General features: G+C 73.1%; 18 protein-coding genes and 1 riboswitch. Of the genes, 12 read left to right on the forward strand and 6 right to left on the reverse strand.

Annotation, left to right across the window (positions count from 1 at the left end; all coding sequences use genetic code 11):
- Window positions 1–66 precede the first annotated feature (66 nt).
- The 3 genes from eccCa (at window position 67) to ABZS77_RS03660 (ending at window position 4,847) form a co-directional block, all read left to right on the forward strand.
- Window positions 67–4,032 carry a type VII secretion protein EccCa gene (eccCa, locus tag ABZS77_RS03650; RefSeq protein ID WP_354816506.1) on the forward strand — a complete coding sequence of 1,322 codons (3,966 nt, stop codon included), beginning with the start codon at window positions 67–69 and terminating at the stop codon, window positions 4,030–4,032.
- A 202-nt stretch (window positions 4,033–4,234) separates the two neighbouring features.
- On the forward strand, window positions 4,235–4,543 hold the full coding sequence (locus tag ABZS77_RS03655) for a WXG100 family type VII secretion target (protein WP_139583998.1): 309 nt from the start codon (window positions 4,235–4,237) through the stop codon (window positions 4,541–4,543).
- A gap of 25 nt (window positions 4,544–4,568) precedes the next feature.
- The gene (locus tag ABZS77_RS03660; protein WP_139583997.1) at window positions 4,569–4,847 is read left to right on the forward strand and encodes a WXG100 family type VII secretion target; all 279 of its coding nucleotides are present in this window, start codon (window positions 4,569–4,571) and stop codon (window positions 4,845–4,847) included.
- An 84-nt stretch (window positions 4,848–4,931) separates the two neighbouring features.
- Here the strand turns inward: ABZS77_RS03660 and mycP are convergent, their stop codons facing one another.
- Together mycP and ABZS77_RS03670 are read right to left on the reverse strand one after the other, a co-directional pair.
- A complete protein-coding gene (gene mycP, locus ABZS77_RS03665; RefSeq protein WP_354816509.1) occupies window positions 4,932–6,173 on the reverse strand; it encodes a type VII secretion-associated serine protease mycosin in 1,242 nt (413 codons plus the stop codon).
- 50 nt (window positions 6,174–6,223) lie between these two features.
- Window positions 6,224–6,559, reverse strand: coding sequence for a helix-turn-helix domain-containing protein (locus ABZS77_RS03670; protein ID WP_354816512.1), 336 nt, complete (start codon window positions 6,557–6,559; stop codon window positions 6,224–6,226).
- Window positions 6,560–6,794: 235 nt separating this feature from the next.
- On the opposite strand from ABZS77_RS03670, the gene ABZS77_RS03675 reads away from it, so the two are divergent.
- On the forward strand, window positions 6,795–7,514 hold the full coding sequence (locus ABZS77_RS03675) for a carbonic anhydrase (protein ID WP_354816515.1): 720 nt from the start codon (window positions 6,795–6,797) through the stop codon (window positions 7,512–7,514).
- 56 nt (window positions 7,515–7,570) lie between these two features.
- Here ABZS77_RS03675 and ABZS77_RS03680 read toward each other — a convergent pair whose 3' ends face one another.
- Window positions 7,571–8,590, reverse strand: a complete 1,020-nt coding sequence (locus ABZS77_RS03680) for a hypothetical protein (RefSeq protein ID WP_354816518.1) — start codon at window positions 8,588–8,590, stop codon at window positions 7,571–7,573.
- A 3-nt stretch (window positions 8,591–8,593) separates the two neighbouring features.
- A riboswitch (cyclic di-AMP (ydaO/yuaA leader) is annotated at window positions 8,594–8,725 on the reverse strand.
- Between the two features lie 166 nt (window positions 8,726–8,891).
- A complete protein-coding gene (locus tag ABZS77_RS03685) occupies window positions 8,892–10,262 on the reverse strand; it encodes a YibE/F family protein (RefSeq protein ID WP_354816521.1) in 1,371 nt (456 codons plus the stop codon).
- 390 nt (window positions 10,263–10,652) lie between these two features.
- Here ABZS77_RS03685 and ABZS77_RS03690 point away from each other — a divergent pair, with 390 nt between their 5' ends.
- Window positions 10,653–12,614, forward strand: a complete 1,962-nt coding sequence (locus ABZS77_RS03690) for a copper-translocating P-type ATPase (RefSeq protein ID WP_354816524.1) — start codon at window positions 10,653–10,655, stop codon at window positions 12,612–12,614.
- 6 nt (window positions 12,615–12,620) lie between these two features.
- On the opposite strand, the gene ABZS77_RS03695 is transcribed toward ABZS77_RS03690, so the two are convergent.
- Window positions 12,621–12,917 (reverse strand): metal-sensitive transcriptional regulator, encoded by a 297-nt coding sequence (locus ABZS77_RS03695; protein WP_030329541.1) that lies wholly within the window; start codon window positions 12,915–12,917, stop codon window positions 12,621–12,623.
- A 96-nt stretch (window positions 12,918–13,013) separates the two neighbouring features.
- Here ABZS77_RS03695 and ABZS77_RS03700 point away from each other — a divergent pair, with 96 nt between their 5' ends.
- The 7 genes from ABZS77_RS03700 (at window position 13,014) to ABZS77_RS03730 (ending at window position 19,058) form a co-directional block, all read left to right on the forward strand.
- Window positions 13,014–13,241 (forward strand): copper ion binding protein, encoded by a 228-nt coding sequence (locus ABZS77_RS03700; RefSeq protein ID WP_354816527.1) that lies wholly within the window; start codon window positions 13,014–13,016, stop codon window positions 13,239–13,241.
- Window positions 13,238–14,188, forward strand: coding sequence for a hypothetical protein (locus ABZS77_RS03705; RefSeq protein ID WP_354816530.1), 951 nt, complete (start codon window positions 13,238–13,240; stop codon window positions 14,186–14,188). The genes ABZS77_RS03700 and ABZS77_RS03705 overlap by 4 nt, the downstream gene beginning before the upstream one ends.
- Before the next feature lie 12 nt (window positions 14,189–14,200).
- Entirely contained in the window at window positions 14,201–16,450 is a 2,250-nt protein-coding gene (locus ABZS77_RS03710; protein ID WP_354816533.1) for a heavy metal translocating P-type ATPase, read from the forward strand.
- Between the two features lie 75 nt (window positions 16,451–16,525).
- Window positions 16,526–16,699, forward strand: a complete 174-nt coding sequence (locus ABZS77_RS03715; RefSeq protein WP_139583988.1) for a CsbD family protein — start codon at window positions 16,526–16,528, stop codon at window positions 16,697–16,699.
- Window positions 16,700–16,862: 163 nt separating this feature from the next.
- Complete coding sequence (locus tag ABZS77_RS03720; RefSeq protein WP_354816536.1) at window positions 16,863–17,210, forward strand: helix-turn-helix domain-containing protein; 348 nt, start codon at window positions 16,863–16,865, stop codon at window positions 17,208–17,210.
- Window positions 17,207–17,485, forward strand: a complete 279-nt coding sequence (locus ABZS77_RS03725) for a hypothetical protein (RefSeq protein ID WP_354816539.1) — start codon at window positions 17,207–17,209, stop codon at window positions 17,483–17,485. Before ABZS77_RS03720 ends, ABZS77_RS03725 begins: the two co-directional genes overlap by 4 nt.
- Window positions 17,486–17,609: 124 nt before the next feature.
- Window positions 17,610–19,058, forward strand: a complete 1,449-nt coding sequence (locus ABZS77_RS03730) for an alpha/beta hydrolase (RefSeq protein ID WP_354816542.1) — start codon at window positions 17,610–17,612, stop codon at window positions 19,056–19,058.
- Window positions 19,059–19,065: 7 nt separating this feature from the next.
- Here the strand turns inward: ABZS77_RS03730 and ABZS77_RS03735 are convergent, their stop codons facing one another.
- Window positions 19,066–19,710 (reverse strand): class I SAM-dependent methyltransferase, encoded by a 645-nt coding sequence (locus tag ABZS77_RS03735; protein WP_354816545.1) that lies wholly within the window; start codon window positions 19,708–19,710, stop codon window positions 19,066–19,068.
- Window positions 19,711–19,783 lie beyond the last annotated feature (73 nt).

Raw genomic sequence — 19,783 nt, forward strand, 5'->3', positions numbered from 1 at the left:
TGCCCACCCGCAGACTCCCGTCCGCGGCGGCGCGTCGTCAGGGCCGCTTCTGGGGAGGAGACAGCCGTGAGCACGGTGGTGTTCCGCCGGCTCCCGCGTCAGCCGGGACCGGCTCTGCCGCGTGGTGAGGTGCTGCTGGAGTCCCCTCCCGAGCTACCGGAGCCGACGCCCCGCGGGATGGGGCAGCTGCTCATGATCCTGCCGATGTTCTGCGGGGTCGGCGCGATGGCCTTCCTGTACGCGGGCAAGGGCGGCGGCATGATGACGTACGTCGCCGGTGGCCTGTTCGGCGTCTCCATGCTCGGCATGGCGATCGGTTCGCTTGCCAACAGCGGCGGCAAGGACAAGGCCGAGGTGAACGCCGAACGCCGCGACTACATGCGCTACCTGGCCCAGATGCGCAAGCGCACCCGGCGCGCGGCGGAGCAGCAGCGGGCGGCGATGGCGTGGCGGCATCCGGAACCGGACGCGCTCTGGTCGATCGCCGCGTCCCGCCGGCTGTGGGAGCGGCGGATCACCGAGGACGACTTCGGCGAGACCCGGATCGCGCTCGGTCCGCAGCGGCTGGCCGTGGAGATCGTTCCGCCGGAGACCAAGCCGGTGGAGGACCTGGAGCCGATGAGCGCCATCGCGCTGCGCCGGTTCGTCCGGGCCCACTCGACGGTTCCCGACCTGCCGACCGCGCTGTCGGTGCGCGCGTTCAGCAGGGTCGTGCTGCGTGGTGACCGGGAGCCGGTGCTCGACCTGACCCGGGCGGCGCTGGGCCAGCTGGCCACCTTCCACGCCCCGGACGACCTGGTGATCGCGGTGGTCGCGGCACCGGACCGGCAGTCGGTGTGGGACTGGGTGAAGTGGCTGCCGCACGCGCACCACAGTGGACGTACCGATGCGGCCGGCGCGCGCCGGCTGGTGTTCGCGAGCCTCGCCGAGGCGGAGGAGTCCCTCGCCTCCGAGCTGGCCGGGCGACCCCGGTTCGCGCCGGAGGCCAAGCCGCTGACCACCGCGCCGCACCTGGTCGTGGTGATCGACGGTGGTGAGGTCTCGCCGACCGGCCAACTGCTGGGCCCGGGTCTGCTGGGCGCCACGATGATCGACCTGTCCGGGACGGTGCCGCGCGACGCCGGCCGCTGGCTGCTCTGCCTCGACGTGGGCGACGGCAACACGCTGGAGCTGGTCCGGGGCACCACCTCGTCGCCCCTCGGTCGTCCGGACCGGCTCACCGCCGAGGCCGCCGAGGGGCTGGCCCGACAGATCGCCCCCTACCGGCTCTCCCAGCAGCAGACCAGCAGCGAGGAGCCGCTGGCCCGCAGCATGGAGCTACCGGACCTGCTCGGCGTCGGTGACGCCGCGACGGTCGACGTCCGGCAGACGTGGCGGCCGCGCGGCCACCGGGACCGGCTGCGCATCCCGCTCGGCGTCGGCCCGGACGGCAACGTGGTCGAGCTGGACTTCAAGGAGTCCGCGCACGAGGGCATGGGCCCGCACGGCCTGGTCATCGGCGCCACCGGCTCGGGAAAGAGCGAGCTGCTGCGTACGGTGGTGGCGGCCCTGGCGGTCACCCACTCGTCGGAGGAACTGAACTTCGTCCTGGTGGACTTCAAGGGCGGTGCGACGTTCGCCTCGTTGGAGGCGCTGCCGCACACCAGCGCGGTGATCACCAACCTGGCCGACGAGTTGCCGCTCGTCGACCGCATGCGCGACGCGCTGGCGGGCGAGATGGTGCGTCGGCAGGAGCTGCTGCGGGCGGCCGGCAACTACGTCTCCCGGTTCGAGTACGAGAAGGCCCGCTCGGCGGGCGAGCCGTTGGCGCCGATGCCCAGCCTCCTGATCATCTGCGACGAGTTCAGCGAGCTGCTCGCCGCGAAGCCCGACTTCATCGACCTGTTCGTCATGATCGGCCGGTTGGGGCGTTCGCTGGGTGTGCACCTGCTGCTGGCGAGCCAGCGCCTCGAAGAGGGCAAGCTGCGCGGCCTGGACACCCACCTGTCGTACCGGATCGGTCTGCGGACCTTCTCGGCGGTGGAGAGCCGGATCGTCCTCGGTGTGCCGGACGCGTATGAGCTGCCGAACGCCCCGGGGCACGGCTACCTGAAGACGGACACCAGCACGATGCTGCGGTTCCGGGCCGCGTACGTGTCGGGGGCGTACCGCGCGCCGGGGCAGCAGGCGTCCGCCTCGCAGGCGCTGGTGCAGCGGCGGATCGTGCCGTACGGGCTCGACTTCATTCCGGCGCAGGCCCCGCAGCTGCCGGTGGACACCACGCCGGAGCCGGAGCAGCCGGCCGACGGCAAGGCCGTGGCGATGCTCGACGTGCTGATCGAGCAGCTCAAGGGCCGTGGTCGTCCGGCGCACCAGGTGTGGCTGCCGCCGCTGGCGGACCCGCCGGGCCTGGGCGAGCTGCTCGGTCAGCTGGCCGTGGACCCGACGTACGGGCTGTGCACCGCGTCCTGGCCGGGTCGGGGGCGGCTCACCGTGCCGGTCGGCGTGGTCGACCGCCCGTACGAGCAGCGCCGTGACCCGATGATGGTGGAGCTGGCCGGTGCGGGCGGCAACGTGGTCATCGTGGGCCGTTCGATGAGCGGCAAGAGCACCATGCTGCGGACGCTGCTGGCCTCGCTGGCGCTCACCCACACGCCGCGTGAGGTGCAGTTCTTCTGCCTGGACTTCGGCGGCGGCGCGTTGCGCAGCATGGAGCGGCTGCCGCACATGGCCGGGGTGGCCGGTCGGCGGGACGTGGAGGCGGTACGCCGGACGGTGGCCGAGGTGGTGGCCGTGCTCGACGACCGGGAGGCGCGCTTCGCCCAGCACGGCATCGACTCGGTGTCGAGCTACCGCCGTCGCCGTGCCGCGGGCGAGTTCGCCGACGACCCGTTCGGTGACGTGTTTTTGGTGGTGGACGGCTGGAACACGCTGCGCCAGGAGTACGAGGAGCTGGAGCAGACCATCACCACGCTCGCCAACCGTGGCCTCGGCTTCGGTGTGCACGTGGTGCTCACGGCGGTGCGGTGGGCGGAGATCCGGATCAACATGCGGGATCTGCTCGGCACCAAGCTGGAGCTGCGGCTCGGTGACGCCTCCGAGTCGGAGATCGACCGCCGTTCGGCGACGAACGTGCCGGAGAAGGCACCCGGTCGTGGCCTGACGCGCGACAAGCTGCACTTCCTCACCGCCATCTCCCGGATCGACGGCCGCCGGGACATCGACGACCTGACCGAGGCGTCGATCGCCCTGGCCGGGCACGTGGCGGCGAACTGGTCGGGCCGGCCGGCACCGAAGGTGCGGCTGCTGCCGCGCAAGCTGCCGGTGGGGGAGCTGGCCCGGATCATCGACCGTTCGGTGCCGGGGCTGCCGATCGGCGTCAACGAGTCGGCGCTCGCGCCGGTCTACCTGGATCTGGCGAACGAGCCGCACCTGACGGTCTTCGGCGACGCGGAGTGCGGCAAGACCAACCTGCTGCGGTTGATCGCCCGGGGCATCACCGAGCGGTACACGCCGGCGCAGGCCAGGCTGGTGATCGCCGACTACCGGCGCGGTCTGCTGGGGGCGGTGGAGGGTGACCACCTGCTCGACTACGCGCCGTCCAACCAGGCGTTCGCCCAGGGGCTCGGCTCGATCCGCAGCGCGTTGTCCAACCGGCTGCCCGGCCCGGACGTGACCACGGCCCAGCTGCGGGACCGTAGCTGGTGGAAGGGTCCGGACCTGTACATCCTGGTGGACGACTACGACCTGGTCGCCTCCGGTGGCAGCAATCCGCTCAGCGCCCTGCTGGAGCTGTTGCCGCAGGCTCGGGACATCGGCCTGCACCTGGTGGTCACCCGGCGGGTCGGCGGTGTGTCCCGGGCGCTCTACGAGCCGGTGCTGCAACGGCTGCGGGAACTGGACTCGCCGGGCCTGCTGATGTCCGGCAACCGGGAGGAGGGTGCGGTCTTCGGCGCGTTGCGACCGAGTCCGCAGCCGCCGGGTCGCGGCACTCTCGTGCGCCGGCGCGACGGCCAGCAGTTGATCCAGACCGCCTGGTCGGAGCCGTCCTGATCGGGTGTGGTGGGCGGTGCCGGTCGTACGGTCGCATTCCCGATTCACCACTATCCATCGAACGGCCCCGCTCAGGGCTGCGAGAGCTGGACAGCTTCGGCTACGGTCTCTACTGGAGTGTCCGTCGGTGGGGTGTTGCTGCCTTGCCGCGGGGGAGGGGTGCGGCGAAGCCGCCACCACAACAGACGGAAGGGTGTGAAGCATGGCGTTCGAGGTCGAAGCTGCGACTCTGCATACCGCCGCGAGTGACGTGCGGTCCACGCGCAGCGAGGTCGACGGCGAGCTCAAGAAGCTGTGGAACGTGGTCGACGACCTGGCCATGGCGTGGAAGGGTCAGGCGTCCACGGGCTTCCAGTCGCTGATGACGCGCTGGAACGAGGACACCGTCAAGCTGCTGACGGCGATGGACAGCATCGCCGACCTGCTCGACAAGTCGGGTACGACGCACCAGGTCAACGACGAAGAGCAGCAGCAGATGCTGGACAAGTTCCACTCTGCTCTCAACCCGTGATCCGTAGCCAGCAGAGGAGGAAATCGTGACGATCAAGGTTGACTACGCGGTCCTCGAGAGCAGCAACCAGCAGATGCAGGCGATCTCGAAGACCATCGACGAGAAGCTCGACACGCTGCGGTCGATGCTGTCCAAGCTGCACTGGGACGGCGAGGACCGGGTGGCCTACGAGCAGCACCAGGCCAAGTGGGACACGGCGGTCCGGGACATCAACCGGATCCTCAACGAGATCGGTGGCGCCGTGGGCATCGCCCGCGAGAACTACGTCTCCACCGAGATGAGCAACTCCAAGGTGTGGAGCTGAGGCAGCCCTCACGGCGGCTCCGGTCCGGGTGCGACCCGGGTCGGAGCCGCCGTGCGTTGCACGGCCCGTGCACCGGGGGCCGGCTCAGCCGGTGACGGCGGAATCCGTGCGCCGGCCGGGCCGCCAGCCGCGACGGCGGCCCCGGGCCAGTACCGGCCGGGCGATCAGCAGCAGCACGACGAGCAGGGCGCCGATGGCGGCGGCCCACAGCGCGGCGACGCGTTGCCCGCTCAGCGGGTCGTCCTCTTCGGCGGGCATCGGCAGCGCCCCGGCGGGTGGGTCGGTGCGGGTGCCGAGCACGCTCGACACCGCGCGGTACGGGCTGACGACTCCGTAGCCGACGTCGGCGTTGTGCCCGTCCGGCGGGTTGTCGGCCGTCCGTTCCAGCCGGTCGGCGACCTGCTGCGGGTCGAGGTCCGGGTACGCGGCCCGGACCAGCGCCGCCGTCCCCGAGACGTACGCGGCGGCGTAGCTGGTGCCGCCGTTGGGCTCGGCGCGGTAGCCGGCTCCACCGGGTGCCGGGCCGACGATGTTCAGCCCGGGCGCGGCGATGTCCACGTAGGAGCCGCTGACCGAGGTGCCCACGTGCCCGCCCTGCTCGTCGACGCCGCCGACGGCGATGACGCCGGGGTAGGCGGCCGGGTAGCCGGGTCGGTCCTGTTGGTTCTCCTGCCGGTTGCCGGCGGCGGCGACGAGCACGACCTGTTTGGCCAGCGCCCGCTCGACGGCCCGTTCCAGCTCGGGGCGGGGCAGTGTCGTCAGGGACATGTTGATGACGTCGGCGCCCTGGTCGACGGCCCAGTCGATGGCCGCGGCGACCTGGCCGGGCAGTGCCTCGTCGTTGGTGCCCTTGAGGTCGGGCAGGACCCGGACGGGCAGGATGCGGGCGGCGGGGGCGATGCCGCTGAAGGGTACGCCGGCGCCCTCCCGCCCGGCGATGATGCCGGCGATCATCGTGCCGTGGCCGACCAGGTCGCACTGCCCCTTGTTGGCGGGGAGGTCGTTGAAGTCGCGGCCTTCGAGCACCTGGCCCTTGAGCAGCGGGTGGATGGCGGAGACGCCGGAGTCGATGACGGCCACCGTCACCCCGTCGCCCCGGGAGAGCGGCCACGCGGCGGACGGTTCCAGCCGGCGCAGCCCCCACGGCATCTCGGTCAGGCCCGGGTCGCCCGCGGGGCCGCACGTGGGCGGTGCGGCGGCTGCCGGGGTGGGTGCCACCAGGGTCGCGCCGAGCAGGGCCGCCAGCGTTCCACTGAGGACGCCACGGGCGACACGCGCGGCGCGGTGGGGTGGCTCGGTCGCGCTCATCGGCAGGCTTTCGCGCACCCGCAGAGATTACCGCTGTGGTGGGCCGGGCAGCGGCCCGGCGGCGGCGGTCAGGACGGGCGGGTGGCGTGGGCGGGGGGTGCGTCGGCGAAGAGCGCGAGCAGATCGCCGACCTGCCGGTACGCCTCGGAGGGGTGCCGGAACCGGCCGGCCGGGTTGAGGGTGTACTCGTTGCGCCTGCCGACCCGGGTGCGGTGCAGGTAGCCGCCCGCTTCCAGGTCGGCGACGATCGCCTGCGCGGCCCGTTCGGTCACGCCGACCTCCGCCGCGACGTCGCGCAGCCGGGCCGTGGGGTCGCGGGCGATGGCCAGCAGAACATGTCCGTGGTTGGTGAGGAACGTCCAGTTCCGTCCGCCGCCGGTCGCACCCGTCGCCGTGCCCGTCATCGTGGGACCGCCTCTCCGGTTGTCCGTCCCACTCGTCACCCTGCCATCGAGAGTCGTCGGCCCTGCCTCCGGGGCGTCGGGCCGGGAGCGCCCCCGGCCCGAACGTATGAAATCTATATCACGCATACCTTGACGCATCTTGTGGTGCGTGTGACCGTGGAGCGGGCCAGCGCCCGCCACCGGCCGGTCGAACAGCCGGCTGACCAGGTCAGACGCGTGGAAACGAGGTGCGGGGATGAGCCTTCCCGGAGCATCCGGCGGGCAGCCGGGTCCGCAGCGGAACGCCGACCAGACGTCGACGCTCACCGAGCCGGCCCGGGCGTACGCCGAGCTGACCGCCGGCAACCGGCGCTTCGTCAGCGGCTCCCCGCGCCACCCCAACCAGGACGCCGGGCACCGGACCGCGGTGGCCGACGGGCAGCACCCGTTCGCGGTGATCGTCGGCTGCTCCGACTCGCGGCTCGCCGCCGAGATCATCTTCGATCGGGGGCTCGGTGACCTGTTCGTGGTCCGCACCGCCGGGCACACCACGGGCCCCGAGGTGCTGGGCAGCGTGGAGTACGCGGTGACCGTCCTCGGCACCCCGCTGGTGGTCGTGCTGGGCCACGACTCGTGCGGCGCCGTCCAGGCGGCCAGGGAGGTCTCCGCCACCGGCGTGGCACCCCAGGGGCACCTGGGCGCCGTTGTCGACGCCGTGCTGCCGAGCCTCCGTCGCGCCGCCGCCGAGGGAGTCGAGGACATCGACGACATCGTCGACATCCACATCGCGCAGACCGTCGAGACGCTGCTGGAGCAGTCGTCCGTGCTGGCCGACGCCGTGACACGGGGGCGGTGCGCGGTGGTGGGCATGTCGTACCGGCTCGCCGCCGGCGCGGTGCGCCCGGTCGCCGCCGTTCCGGCCCACGTCGCGGCGCTCGACGTACCCGACGGGCCGTCGGCGCCCGCCGCCGCCTGACGCGTCGAGGGCCGCCCCGCGACGCGGGACGGCCCTCGATCAGCTGGGTGAGCGGGTCAGAGCAGCGACATGTGGACGTGGTCGGTGTGGTTCGACGGCCCGCTGTACGACTTCCAGCCGGTCGCCGGGAACCAGATCTGCCGGTTCCAGATCACGTAGTAGATGCCGAGGCGGTCGGCGTTGCGGATGAGGAACGCGGCGACGTTGTTGCCGTACGTCCGGGTGTCGTCGTTGTGCCACGGGCTGAAGCCGCTCTTCTGCAACGACCAGTCGCAGGCGCGGCCCTTCGGGTGCTCCCACGGTCCGCCGGAGCGGTAGCAGCCCACGAACCGGTTGAAGCCGGCCCGCTTGACCTCCTTGTACGCGTGCAGCGTGCGCGGCGTGACGCAGCCGGACGTGGTCGGGTCGTCCTCGCTGCACGACTGCGGCTTCCAGTCGCCGTCGGCGGAGCGCCCCGGACCGATCCGGGCGACCGGCGACGTGGCGTCCACCAGACCGCCGGTGAAGCCCTTCCCACCGACGAGGGCGAGCGCCTTGTCCGCGTCGCGCTTCTCCTTCGCCATCAGGGCGGTCTGCTTCTGCTGCTCCCGTACCTCCGCGTCGAGAAGCAGCTTCGCCTGTTCGGCGCGGGCCTTGACCGCGTTGACCTCGGAGAGCTTCTTCTCGTTGACCATGTTCATCTCGTCGAGCGCGGCGGCCCGCCGGACGAACGAGTCGGGGGCGTCGCTCTCCAGCAGCATCGCGATGGCGCCGATCCGACCGGTCCGGTACGACTGGGCGGCGATCTGACCGACCTGCGGTGCGAGGGCGTCCAGCTCGGCCTTCGCGCGGTCCACCTCGGCCGCCAGCTCCGCCTGCCGCTTCCTGGACTTGTCCAGCTGGGACTTGGCCGCGACGTAGTCCCGGTTGGTCTTCTCGATGACGTCGTTGAGCAGCGTCGGCTCGCCGTCCTCCTCGTGCCCGGACGGCGTCGGCGTCGTCGGGGCTGCGTGCGCCGGGAGGGGGCCGGCGAGCACGGTCAGTGCGGCGATCACGGCCACCACGGGCGTCAACCAGCGGCGTAGGGGTGCCGTCACGATTTTCCCTTCCGTCGACCGCCGACCGGGTTAGCTGACGGGTTCGGGGCGGAAGTGGCCCCTACCGCTGACGCGGATTCACCCCACGTACCTGGGTTCCCGGCTCGCCGGCTGGCGATTGGGCGGTGGCACCGCAGGCGCCGATTCGCGCCTTCAGCGGTGACCGGCAGCGAGGTTACCCGAGAGTCGACCCGCTGAGCTACGTCCCGATGCCGACTAAAAGCGTCATTTCGCCATGGCGTTGAGTGACCAGTGATGCGGTTCTCAGGCCGGATGCCCGATCTGGTCACGCTGAGGAGTGTCACCATGCCGTATCCGTGCTCCTGTTCGACTCTGGCCACCGGGTGGTGGCGGCGGGCGGGGGTGTCGTCCGCGTCGGGTCCGGTCCGTCCGACGGGTCCGTACGCGGGGAGCTGAGTGCGGCCAGGGCCTCCGCGCGGTCCGGCCGTGGTCGGGGGGCGGGGACGTCGTCGGCCGGCGTGGCGGTCGACCGGCCGGCGGCCGTCACCACCGCGGCCAGCCCGGTGGTCAGCGGTACGGCGGCGATGAGGCCGAGAGTGGCCACGGCGCTGCGGACGATCTCCTGTGCCAGGAACTCGCTGGTGAGGATCTGCCCGAGGGGGCGCGTGTCGGCGGTGAGCAGGAGCAGCAGCGGCAGTGAGGCGCCCGCGTACGCCAGCACGATGGTGTTGACCGTGGAGGCGATGTGCGCCCGACCGACCCGGGTCGCCGCCCGGTAGAGCTGCAACCGGGTCAGCCCCGGGTTGGCGTTCGCGAGTTCCGTGACGGTGGCCGCCTGGGTGACGGTCACGTCGTCGAGCACCCCGAGCGAGCCGATGATGATCCCGGCGAGCAGCAGGCCGTGCAGGTCCACGTCGGCCTGGAACATCGACAGGGTGGTGGCGTCCTCGCTGCCGAAGCCGGTGAGGTGGGTGGCGGCGGTGGCGATGGTGGCCAGTACGCCGGTGAGCACCAGGCTGCCCAGGGTGCCGAGCACCGCGACCGAGGTCTGCGCGGTGACCCCGTGTGTCAGGTACAGCACCACGAACATGATCAGAGCTGCGCCGACCACGGCGACGACGAGCGGTGACCGGCCGGCGGCGATGCCCGGCAGCACGAAGGTGAGCAGGATGGCGAAGCTCGCGGCCAGTCCGGCGAGCGCGGCCAGGCCACGCCACCGGCCGAACGCGACGATCGCGGCGGCGAAGACCACCGCCAGCCACACCAGTGGGGTTCCGCGCTGGTGTTCGGCGATGTTCCAGGTGCTGGCGCCGGGGTCGGCCGGGTCGGTCAGCTCGACCAGGATCACCTCGTCGCCGACGTCCACCCGGGGCGCACCGGGGCCGTCCGGCACGGGTGTCTGGACCTGCTGCCCGGCGCGCGGCCCGTCCTGCACCCGGACGTCCACCGTGCCGCACGGCCCGTCACCGGCGTCCGGCGTGCCCTCCGGGGTCTGCGGCGCGGGCGGGCACGGTTCGGTCACCACGCGGGTCACCGTGCCGTGGTGGCGGGGGACGTCCGCGCCACCACCCGTCGGCGGTGAGGCGTCCCGGGGCCAGAGCACCACCGCCGCGAGCACGGTGGCGACGAACAGGGGTACCACGGTCGCGACGAGGATCCGCCGTACCCGCGGTGGGGCGGACGGAACGGAACGGCTGTGGTCGGAACCCAATGCGAGACTCCCAACGAATCCGGTGCGGGATACGTGCCGGCGGGCCGGTCGGTTCACCGCAACCGCGGAAACGCGGTGACGGGCGCGGCGGATCGCGGGATGCCGATTGCCTGATCACGTACGGTGAACGACCGGCCGGGCCGGCGGGAGGCGGCGCCGCGTCGGGGCGGCACCGGTGCCGGACTGCGCAGCGGGATCCGGAGGGCCATCGTCGGAATGCTAACGACCCCGGCCGTGGGTCGCAGGTCGTGCCGGGGTGTCGGGGTCCGCGAACCGCCCGCGTCGCGGCGCGCGGCCCGGGATCGTGGAGTCATGCACGCTGAGTCACCGTCTGATCCGCACGGCGCGCACCGCGGCGGGCACGACAGGCACGCGGGCCACGATCCGGCGATGTTCCGCAGCCGGTTCTGGGTCTGCCTGGTGCTCACCGTGCCGGTGGTGCTGACCAGTCACCTGGTGGCGGACCGGCTCGGTCTGCGCTGGGACGTGCCGGGGCGTTCCTGGGTGGGTCCGGTGCTCGGCTCGGTGGTGTTCTGGTGGGGCGGCTGGCCGTTCCTGGCCGGCGCGGTCCGGGAGGTACGGGACCGGGCGCCGGGGATGATGCTGCTGGTCGCGATGGCGATCACGGTCGCGTACACCGCGTCGCTGGCCACCAGCGTCGGCGCGTTCGACCTGGACTTCTGGTGGGAGTTGGCGGCGCTGGTCACCATCATGCTGCTCGGGCACTGGCAGGAGATGAAGGCCATCGGGCAGGCCCGGGGAGCGCTCGCGGCGCTTGCCGCGCTGCTGCCCGACGAGGCCGAGCGGGTGGCCGCCGACGGCCGGGTCGAGCCGGTTGCCGTCGGTGCGCTGCGGGTCGGCGACGTGGTGCTGGTCCGTCCGGGTGGGCGGGTGCCGGCGGACGGGGGCATCGTCGAGGGCGGCGCCGAGCTGGACGAGTCCATGATCACCGGTGAGTCGCGGCCGGTCGCCCGGGCGGCCGGCGACCGGGTGGTGGCGGGCACCGTCGCCACCGACTCGGCGATCCGGGTCCGCGTGGAGGCGCTCGGTGAGCGGACCGCGCTCGCCGGCATCCAGCGCATGGTCGCCGAGGCGCAGCGCTCGGGCGGTCGGGCCCAACTGCTCGCCGACCGGTTCGCCGCCGCGTTGTTCTACCTGGCCACCGGCACCGCCGTGCTGACCGTGCTGGTCTGGACGGCGCTGGGTCACCCCGACGAGGCGGTGGTCCGCGCGGTCACCGTCCTGGTGATCGCCTGCCCGCACGCCCTCGGTCTGGCCATCCCGCTCGTCGTCGCGCTCTCCACGGCGGTGGCCGCGCGGTCCGGGATCCTGGTCAAGGACCGGTTGGCGCTGGAACGGATGCGGACCGTCGGCGCGGTGCTCTTCGACAAGACCGGCACGCTGACCCGGGGCGAGCACGCCGTCACCAACCTGGTGACGGTGCCGGGCATCGGGCGGGACGAGGTGCTACGGATCGCGGCGGGTGTCGAGTCGGACGGCGAGCATCCGTTGGCCCGGGCGATCGTGGCGGCGGCCGGGCGGGCCGGCCCGGCGCCGGCCGCCGGATTCCGGTCGTTGCCGGGCCGCGGTGTGCAGGCGACGATCGACGGTACGGAGTACGCGGTGGGCGGGCCGGCGCTGCTGCGGGAGGTGGGGGTGTCGCTCCCGGCCGGCCTGGCGGCGGCGACCGGGCGCTGGTCGGCGCGGGGTGCCGCGGTGCTGCATCTGGTGCGGCTGCCGGACACCGTGCTCGGCGCGTTCGCGTTGACCGACGAGGTGCGTCCGGAGGCCCGGCGGGCCGTCGACGAGCTGCGGACCGAAGGTGTCCGGACCATCGCCATGATCACCGGGGACGCGCGGCCGGTGGCCGAGGCCGTCGCCGCCGAACTCGGGTTCCGTCCGGGCGTCGACGAGGTGTTCGCCGAGGTGCTGCCGGCGGAGAAGGACGGCCGGGTGGCCGAGCTCCAGCGGCGGGGGTTGACCGTGGCGATGGTCGGTGACGGGGTGAACGACGCGCCGGCGCTGGCCCGCGCCGACGTGGGCATCGCGATCGGCGCGGGCACCGATGTGGCGATCGAGTCGGCCGGGGTGGTGCTCGCCTCGTCCGACCCGCGTGGGGTGGGCGCGGTGGTGCGGTTGTCCCGGGCGTCGTACCGCAAGATGCGGCAGAACCTGGCCTGGGCGGCCGGCTACAACGTGGTGGCGCTGCCGCTGGCGGCCGGCGTGCTGGCCTGGGCCGGGGTGGCGCTGAGCCCGGCGCTTGCCGCTGTGCTGATGTCGGCGTCCACAGTCGTGGTGGCGCTCAACGCCCAGTTGCTGCGCCGGGTACGCCTCGACCCGGAGTCGGACTGAGCGGGGTCAGCCGCGCTTCATCAGCCGGCCGACTGCCGCCATCATCTCGGTGGCCATCTCGTCGGCCCGACCCTCGGCCGCGCCCTCGTGCATGCAGTGCCGGGCGTGGCCGTCGAGCAGCCCCAGCGCCACCTTGTCGAGGGCGGCCTGGATGGCGGAGATCTGGGTGAGCACGTCGATGCAGTAGCGGTCGTCGTCGACCATCTTCTCGATGCCCCGGACCTGCCCCTCGACGCGGCGGAGCCGCGCGAGCAGTTGGTCCTTGCTGGCGGTGTACCCGCGGATCGGGGTGGGTGCGGTCATGCCGACCAGGATAGCCTACCCCTGGGGGGTATGGTACGGTCCACGTGACGGATACCCCCACCGGGTACCGGTAGGTGAGGCGGAGGAGACGGTCTGATGGTCAACACCACGTACCAGGTGCAGGGCATGACCTGTGGGCACTGCGTCAGCGCGGTCAGCGCCGAGGTCGGCGCCCTCGACGGTGTGCGCGACGTCCAGGTCGACCTCGCCAGCGGTCAGGTCACCGTGAGCAGCGACCAGCCGCTGGACGTGGCGACCGTCCGGGCCGCCGTCGACGAGGCCGGCTACGACCTCGTCGACGGCTCGTCGGCAGGCCCTGCGTGAACACGGTGACCCGACTGGGCGGGTTCGCCCTCGGTCTCGTGGCGGTCTTCGGCGCGGCGTACGGGGTCGGCCAGGTGGTCGACCCCGGCGCCCCCGCCGCCGAGACCCGGCACGACGGCCCCGCCGCTCACCCGGCCGGGGAGCACGACGAGGTGGTCGACCGGCTCCCGGGCGGCCTGCTCGTCTCCGACCGTGGCTACACCCTCGACCCGGTGGCCGCCCCGGCCGGCGAGTTTGCCTTCACGATCGACGGCCCGGACGGCCGACCGGTCACCAGCTACGACGTCGCCCACGACAAGCGGATGCACCTCATCGTGGCCCGGCGGGACCTCTCCGGCTTCCGGCACGTCCACCCCGACCTCACCCCGGACGGCACCTGGCGGGTCGCCACCCCGCTGGCCGGACCCGGGCAGTGGCGGGCCTTCGCCGACTTCACCCCGACCGGGGGCGAGCCGTTGACCCTCGGCGTGGACGTCACAGTCCCCGGCGAGCTGACCGAACGACCGCTGCCCGCCCCGACGACCAGCACCAGCGTCGACGGCTACACGGTCACCCTGGCCGGTGAGCCGCAGCCCGGCCGCACCTCGCCGCTCACCCTGACGGTCAGCCGGGACGGGCGGCCGGTCACCGACCTGGAGCCGTACCTCGGCGCGTACGGGCACCTGGTGGCGCTGCGCCGGGGCGACCTCGCGTACCTGCACGTGCACCCGGACGGGACGCCCGGCGACGGCCGCACCCGCCCCGGCCCGACCGTCACCTTCCTCGCCGAGGTGCCGTCGGCCGGCGCCTACCGGCTCTACCTCGACTTCCGGCACGGCGGGGCGGTGCACACCGCCGAGTTCACAGTCGTCGCCGGCGCCGCCACGGCCGGGGGCGACCCCAACCCGAGCGGACCCGCGCCGACCGGGGAAGCCACGCACGGCACCCCCGGGCACGGGCACAACTGACGGGACCAGACGATGACCACCACCAGCAGACCGCTGCCCGAGGCACCGAACCGGATCGAGTTGGCGATCGGGGGGATGACCTGCGCCGCCTGCGCCGCCCGGATCGAGAAGAAGCTGAACCGGATGGACGGGGTGAGCGCCACCGTCAACTACGCCACCGAGAAGGCCACCGTCCGCTACGTCGACGGCGTCACCCCCGACGACCTCATCGACACCGTGCAGAAGACCGGCTACACGGCGGCGCTGCCGGCACCGCCCGACAGCGGCGAGGAGCCGGTGGACCCGCTGAAGGGGCCGCGTACCCGGCTCTGGGTGTCGGTGGCGCTCAGCGTGCCCGTGGTCCTGCTGGCCATGGTCCCCGCCTGGCAGTTCGACTACTGGCAGTGGCTGTCGTTGACCCTGGCCGCCCCTGTGGTGGTCTGGGGAGGCCTGCCGTTCCACCGCGCCGCCTGGACCAACCTGCGGCACGGCGCGGCGACCATGGACACGCTGGTGTCGCTCGGCACCCTTGCCGCGTTCGGCTGGTCGCTGTGGGCGCTGTTCCTCGGCGACGCGGGGATGCCCGGCATGACGCACCCGTTCCGCTTCGACATCACCCGCACCGACGGCGCCGGCAACATCTACCTGGAGGCCGCCGCCGGGGTGACGGTGTTCATCCTGGCCGGCCGCTACTTCGAGGCGCGTTCCAAGCGGACCGCCGGCGCCGCCCTGCGCGCCCTTCTCGAACTCGGCGCCAGGGACGTGGCGGTGCTGCGCGACGGCGTGGAGACCCGGATACCGGTGGACCGGCTCGTCGTGGGCGACCGGTTCGTGGTCCGGCCCGGGGAGAAGATCGCCACCGACGGGGTGGTCGACGACGGCACCTCGGCGGTCGACGCCAGCATGCTGACCGGCGAGTCGGTGCCGGTCGAGGTCGGCCCGGGCGACGCCGTGGTCGGCGCCACGATCAACGCGGGCGGACGACTGGTGGTCACCGCCACCCGGGTCGGCGGCGACACCCAGCTCGCCCGGATGGCCGACCTGGTCGAGCAGGCGCAGAGCGGCAAGGCGGCCGTGCAGCGGCTCGCCGACCGGATCTCCGGTGTGTTCGTGCCGATCGTCATCACCCTCGCGGTGGGCACCCTCGGCTGGTGGCTCGGCACCGGAGCCGGCCCGACTGCCGCGTTCACCGCCGCCGTGGCCGTGCTGATCATCGCCTGCCCGTGCGCGCTCGGCCTGGCCACCCCGACCGCGCTGCTCGTCGGGACCGGCCGGGGTGCCCAGCTCGGCGTGCTGATCAAGGGGCCGGAGGTGCTGGAGTCGACCCGGCGGGTGGACACGGTGGTCCTGGACAAGACCGGCACCGTGACGACCGGCCGGATGACCCTGGTGGACGTGGTGCCGGCAAGCGGCGAGGACCGCGCCGAGTTGCTCAGGTTCGCCGGGGCGGTGGAGGCCGCCTCCGAGCACCCGATCGCCCGCGCGGTCGCCGCCGGTGCCGCCGAGGCGGGCGCGCTGCCACCGGTCACCGGGTTCGCCAACCTCGAAGGGCTCGGCGTCACCGGCACCGTCGACGACCGGGCCGTGCTCGTCGGTCGGCCCCGACTGCTGCGCGAGCGCGGAATCGACGTACCCCCGGAGGTGGAGTGGGCCGTCAGCGAGGCGGAGGCCGCCGGTCGGACGGCGATCGTCGCCGGCTGGGACGGGCGGGCCCGGGGCGTGCTCGCGGTCGCCGACGTGGTCCGGCCGACCAGCCGCGCGGCGGTGGCCCGGCTGCGCGCGCTGGGGCTCACCCCGATCCTGCTGACCGGTGACAACACCACGGTGGCCCGCGCGGTCGCCGCCGAGGTGGGCGTGGACGAGGTGATCGCCGAGGTGCTGCCCGCCGGCAAGGTCGACGTGGTCCGGCGGCTCCAGGCCGAGGGGCGGTCGGTGGCGATGGTCGGTGACGGGGTGAACGACGCTCCGGCGCTGGCCCAGGCCGACCTCGGGTTGGCCATGGGCACCGGCACCGACGTGGCGATCGAGGCGTCCGACCTCACCCTGGTGCGGGGAGACCTGGACGCGGCGGTGGACGCGATCCGGCTGGCCCGGCGCACGCTCGGCATCATCAGGGGGAACCTGTTCTGGGCGTTCGGCTACAACGTGGCGGCCCTGCCGTTGGCCGCCGCCGGGCTGCTCAACCCGATGATCGCCGGCGCCACGATGGCGCTGTCCTCGGTCTTCGTGGTGGCGAACAGCCTGCGCCTGCGCGGGTTCCGTCCCGCTTCCGGTCAACTGTGACCGAGGTGATGGTTGGACCGGCGACGGCGGGGGTACTGCTGAGGGCGTAGCGACGCTCGCAATGGAGGTTGGCACATGGGTATCGACGACAAGATCAACAATGCCAGCGAGGACGCGGCCGGCAAGCTGAAGGAAGGCGCCGGTCGCGCCACCGACAACGAGCAGCTCGAGGCCGAGGGTCGTGCTGACCAGTCGACGGCCAAGCTCAAGCAGGCCGGCGAGAAGATCAAGGACGCCTTCAAGAGCTGACGTACGACGTAACCCCGCACGCCGGGCCGGTGATCTTCACCGGCCCGGCGTGTTGCGTGTCCGGCCTCGTCGCCGACCCTGAGGTTCCCCTGATTCCGTCCCCGGCCCCCACCGCGGCGCGCCGACACCTGCTAGCTTCTGTTGGCATGCGCAAGGGGTGGTTATGAGCAGCGCCGCGCCGCCGACCGGCGACGACCTGGTGCGGATCCTGGCCACCCTCGCCAACCCGCACCGGATGCGGGTCGTCGCCGCGCTGGCCCGTGAGCGTGCCTACGTCAGCGGGCTGGCCCGGCAACTGGGCATCAGCCGCGCACTGCTGCAGGTCCACCTACGGAAGCTGGCGGCGGCCGGGCTGGTCACCGCCAGCCTGGAGTTGTCGGAGGACGGGAAGGCCATGAACTACTACGAGGTGCAGCCGTTCGTGCTCACACTCACCCCCGAGGTCATCGCGGCGGCGGTCGGGACGCTCACCGTGCCCGACTCGGCCGCACAACCGGGAGCGGCGCGATGACCGGCATGAGCGACCACGACTGGACCGAGGTGGTCGGCGCGATCGGCATCTTCGCCCTGCTGATCACCGTGTTCGCGGTGAGCGTCGTCCAGCTCGCCAAGACCCGGCGGGCCCGTCTGGAGTCGTCCCGCTCGGACGAGTACCGCCGGATCGCCGAGACCGCCGCCCAGGCGCAGGCCGAGAACGCCCGCCTCCTCGCGGCGCTGGACGGTCGACTGGGCGGGATGGAGACCCGGATGACCGGCCTCGAACGCGTCCTGCGCGAGGTCGACTGACACCGCCGGACCAAGGCCCCGGGTCGTCGAGCGGCTACTCGACGACCCGGGTGGAAGAAGGCATCACCCCGCCCGATGGGCGGGTTCCACAGGCAACGCTCCTTCCAGGAGAGGACAGCACCTCATGCTGCGCGTACGCAAATCCGCCGTGGGCTGGGCCGTGGCCCTGGCCCTCACGGCCGCCGGCCTGACCCCGGCCAGCCCGGCCGCCGCCCACCCCGCGATCGACTGGCGACCGTGCCCGACGGACGCCACAGCCGAGTGCGGCACCCTGTCGCTGCCGGTGGACTGGGACCGGCCCCGGGGTGAGCGCTTCGACCTGGCGTTGGCCCGCCGCGTCGCCGACCCGGCCGTCCGGCAGGGTTCGCTGGTGTTCGGCCCTGGCGGGCCGGGCGACAGCGGGGTGGACCGGGTGGTGAACGGCATTTCCCGGTTCAGCGCCGACCTGCGCCGCCGGTTCGACATCGTCAGCTTCGACCCGCGCGGCACCGGCGGCAGCCATCCGGTGGTCTGCTCGCGGGACCTGCTCGCCCGGCAACCGCAACTGCTGACCGACCAGGCCCAGTTCGACGCCACACTCGCCGGGAACGCGCTGCTGCGCGCCGACTGCCGGGCCCGCACCGGCCCGCTGTACGACCACGTGGACACCACGAGCGCCGCCCGTGACCTCGACGCGGTCCGCGCGGCGCTCGGCGAGCGGCGGCTGACCTTCCACGGCAGCTCGTACGGCACCCTGCTCGGCGAGCGGTACGCGGAGCTGTTCCCGGACCGGGTGCGGGCCGTGGTGCTGGAGGCCGCGATGGACCACAGCCTCGGCACCCGCGCCTTTCTCGACACCCAGGCTGCCACCGTGCAGGACGCGTTCGACGAGTTCGTCGCCTGGTGCGACAGGTCAGAATCCTGCGCCCTGCACGGGCGGGACGTCCGGGCGCTCTGGGCCGGGCTGCGCGCCCGCGCCGAGCGCGGTGACCTGACCGACCCGAACCGGCCCGGAGTCGTCCTCACCCCGTTCGAGTTGACCCGGCTCACCCACAAGGCGTTCTACGAGACGTCGCGGTGGCCGGGGCTGGCCGAGTGGCTGGGCGGTATGGACGCCGCGCCCGCCGTGCGGGGCGTCGTCCCGTCGGCGGGTGACGCCGTGGCGCCGTACCCGTTCGCGGTGTTCTGCCAGGACTGGAGCCTGCCCGTCCGCGACTACCGGGAGTACGCCGGGCACCTGCGCCGGATGGCTCGACTCGCACCCGACCTGCGTTACCCGACTGCGGTGTTCGCCCTGGTGACCTGCCTGGGCGCGCCGACGCCGGTCGCCAATCCGCAGCACCGCCTGCGGGTCCGTACGGATGTGCCGCTGCTGATCGCCGCCACCGTGCACGACCCGGCGAGCGGGTACGTCTGGGCCACCAACGTGGCGCGGCAGTTGGGCCGGCACGGCGTGCTGCTCACGTACCACGGGTGGGGGCACGGCAGCTACTCCACCAGCCCGTGCGTGGCGCGGGCGGTCGACTCCTACCTGATCGATCAGGTGGTGCCGGCCCGGGGCGCCGACTGCCCGGCCGTCGACCCGGACGTGTGACCGGCAGTCAGGGCCGTCGCGTGGCGCGGACGACGACGTCGTGCAGCGTGTTCGTTCCCCGGCCCGCCGGGCCGGCGACCGCGCGGTGGTGCTCCCGGCCGGTGGTGACCTCCCAGCTGGCGTCGTCCAGGCCGGCGGTGATGTCGGCGAGGGTGACCGATGCCTCGGCGGGCGGGTGGTGCCCGTGCCCGGTGGCCGCCGCCGCGTGCAGGTGCCCGACGATCAGCAGGGTGCCGCCGGGCGCCACCCACCTGGAGATGCGGTCGTAGAAGGCCAGCTGCGGCATCGCCGGGTGCGCGTAGTGCGTCGTCACGAGGTCGAACGGCGTCTCCGGCTCCCAGGTCGTCAGGTCCGCCTCCACCCACCGCACCCGCTCGGACACCCCGCGGTCCGTGGCGTGCCCGGCGGCGAGGGCGAGGGCGGCGGACGCGATGTCGACAGCGGTGACCCGCCAGCCGTGCTCGGCGAGCCAGATGGCCTCCGCGCCGGTGCCGCACCCGGCGTCGAGTGCCGTGCCGGGCGTGAGGCCGGCGGTCTCGGCGGCCAGGTACGGGTGCGGGGGACCCGCCGTGGCGGCGCCGGAGTGGACGTGGTGCGCCTCCTGCCAGTGCCGATCCCAGTAGTCCCTGTCGAAATCGTGCTGCTCGGTCATCCGGCTGCTCCTTCGGGTGTCACCAGCGACTGTGACCGGCGGCGACGTCACCCGCAAACCTTCTTGCCGAATG

The organism is Micromonospora sp. NPDC005298, from assembly GCF_040607375.1.
Classification (GTDB): domain Bacteria; phylum Actinomycetota; class Actinomycetes; order Mycobacteriales; family Micromonosporaceae; genus Micromonospora.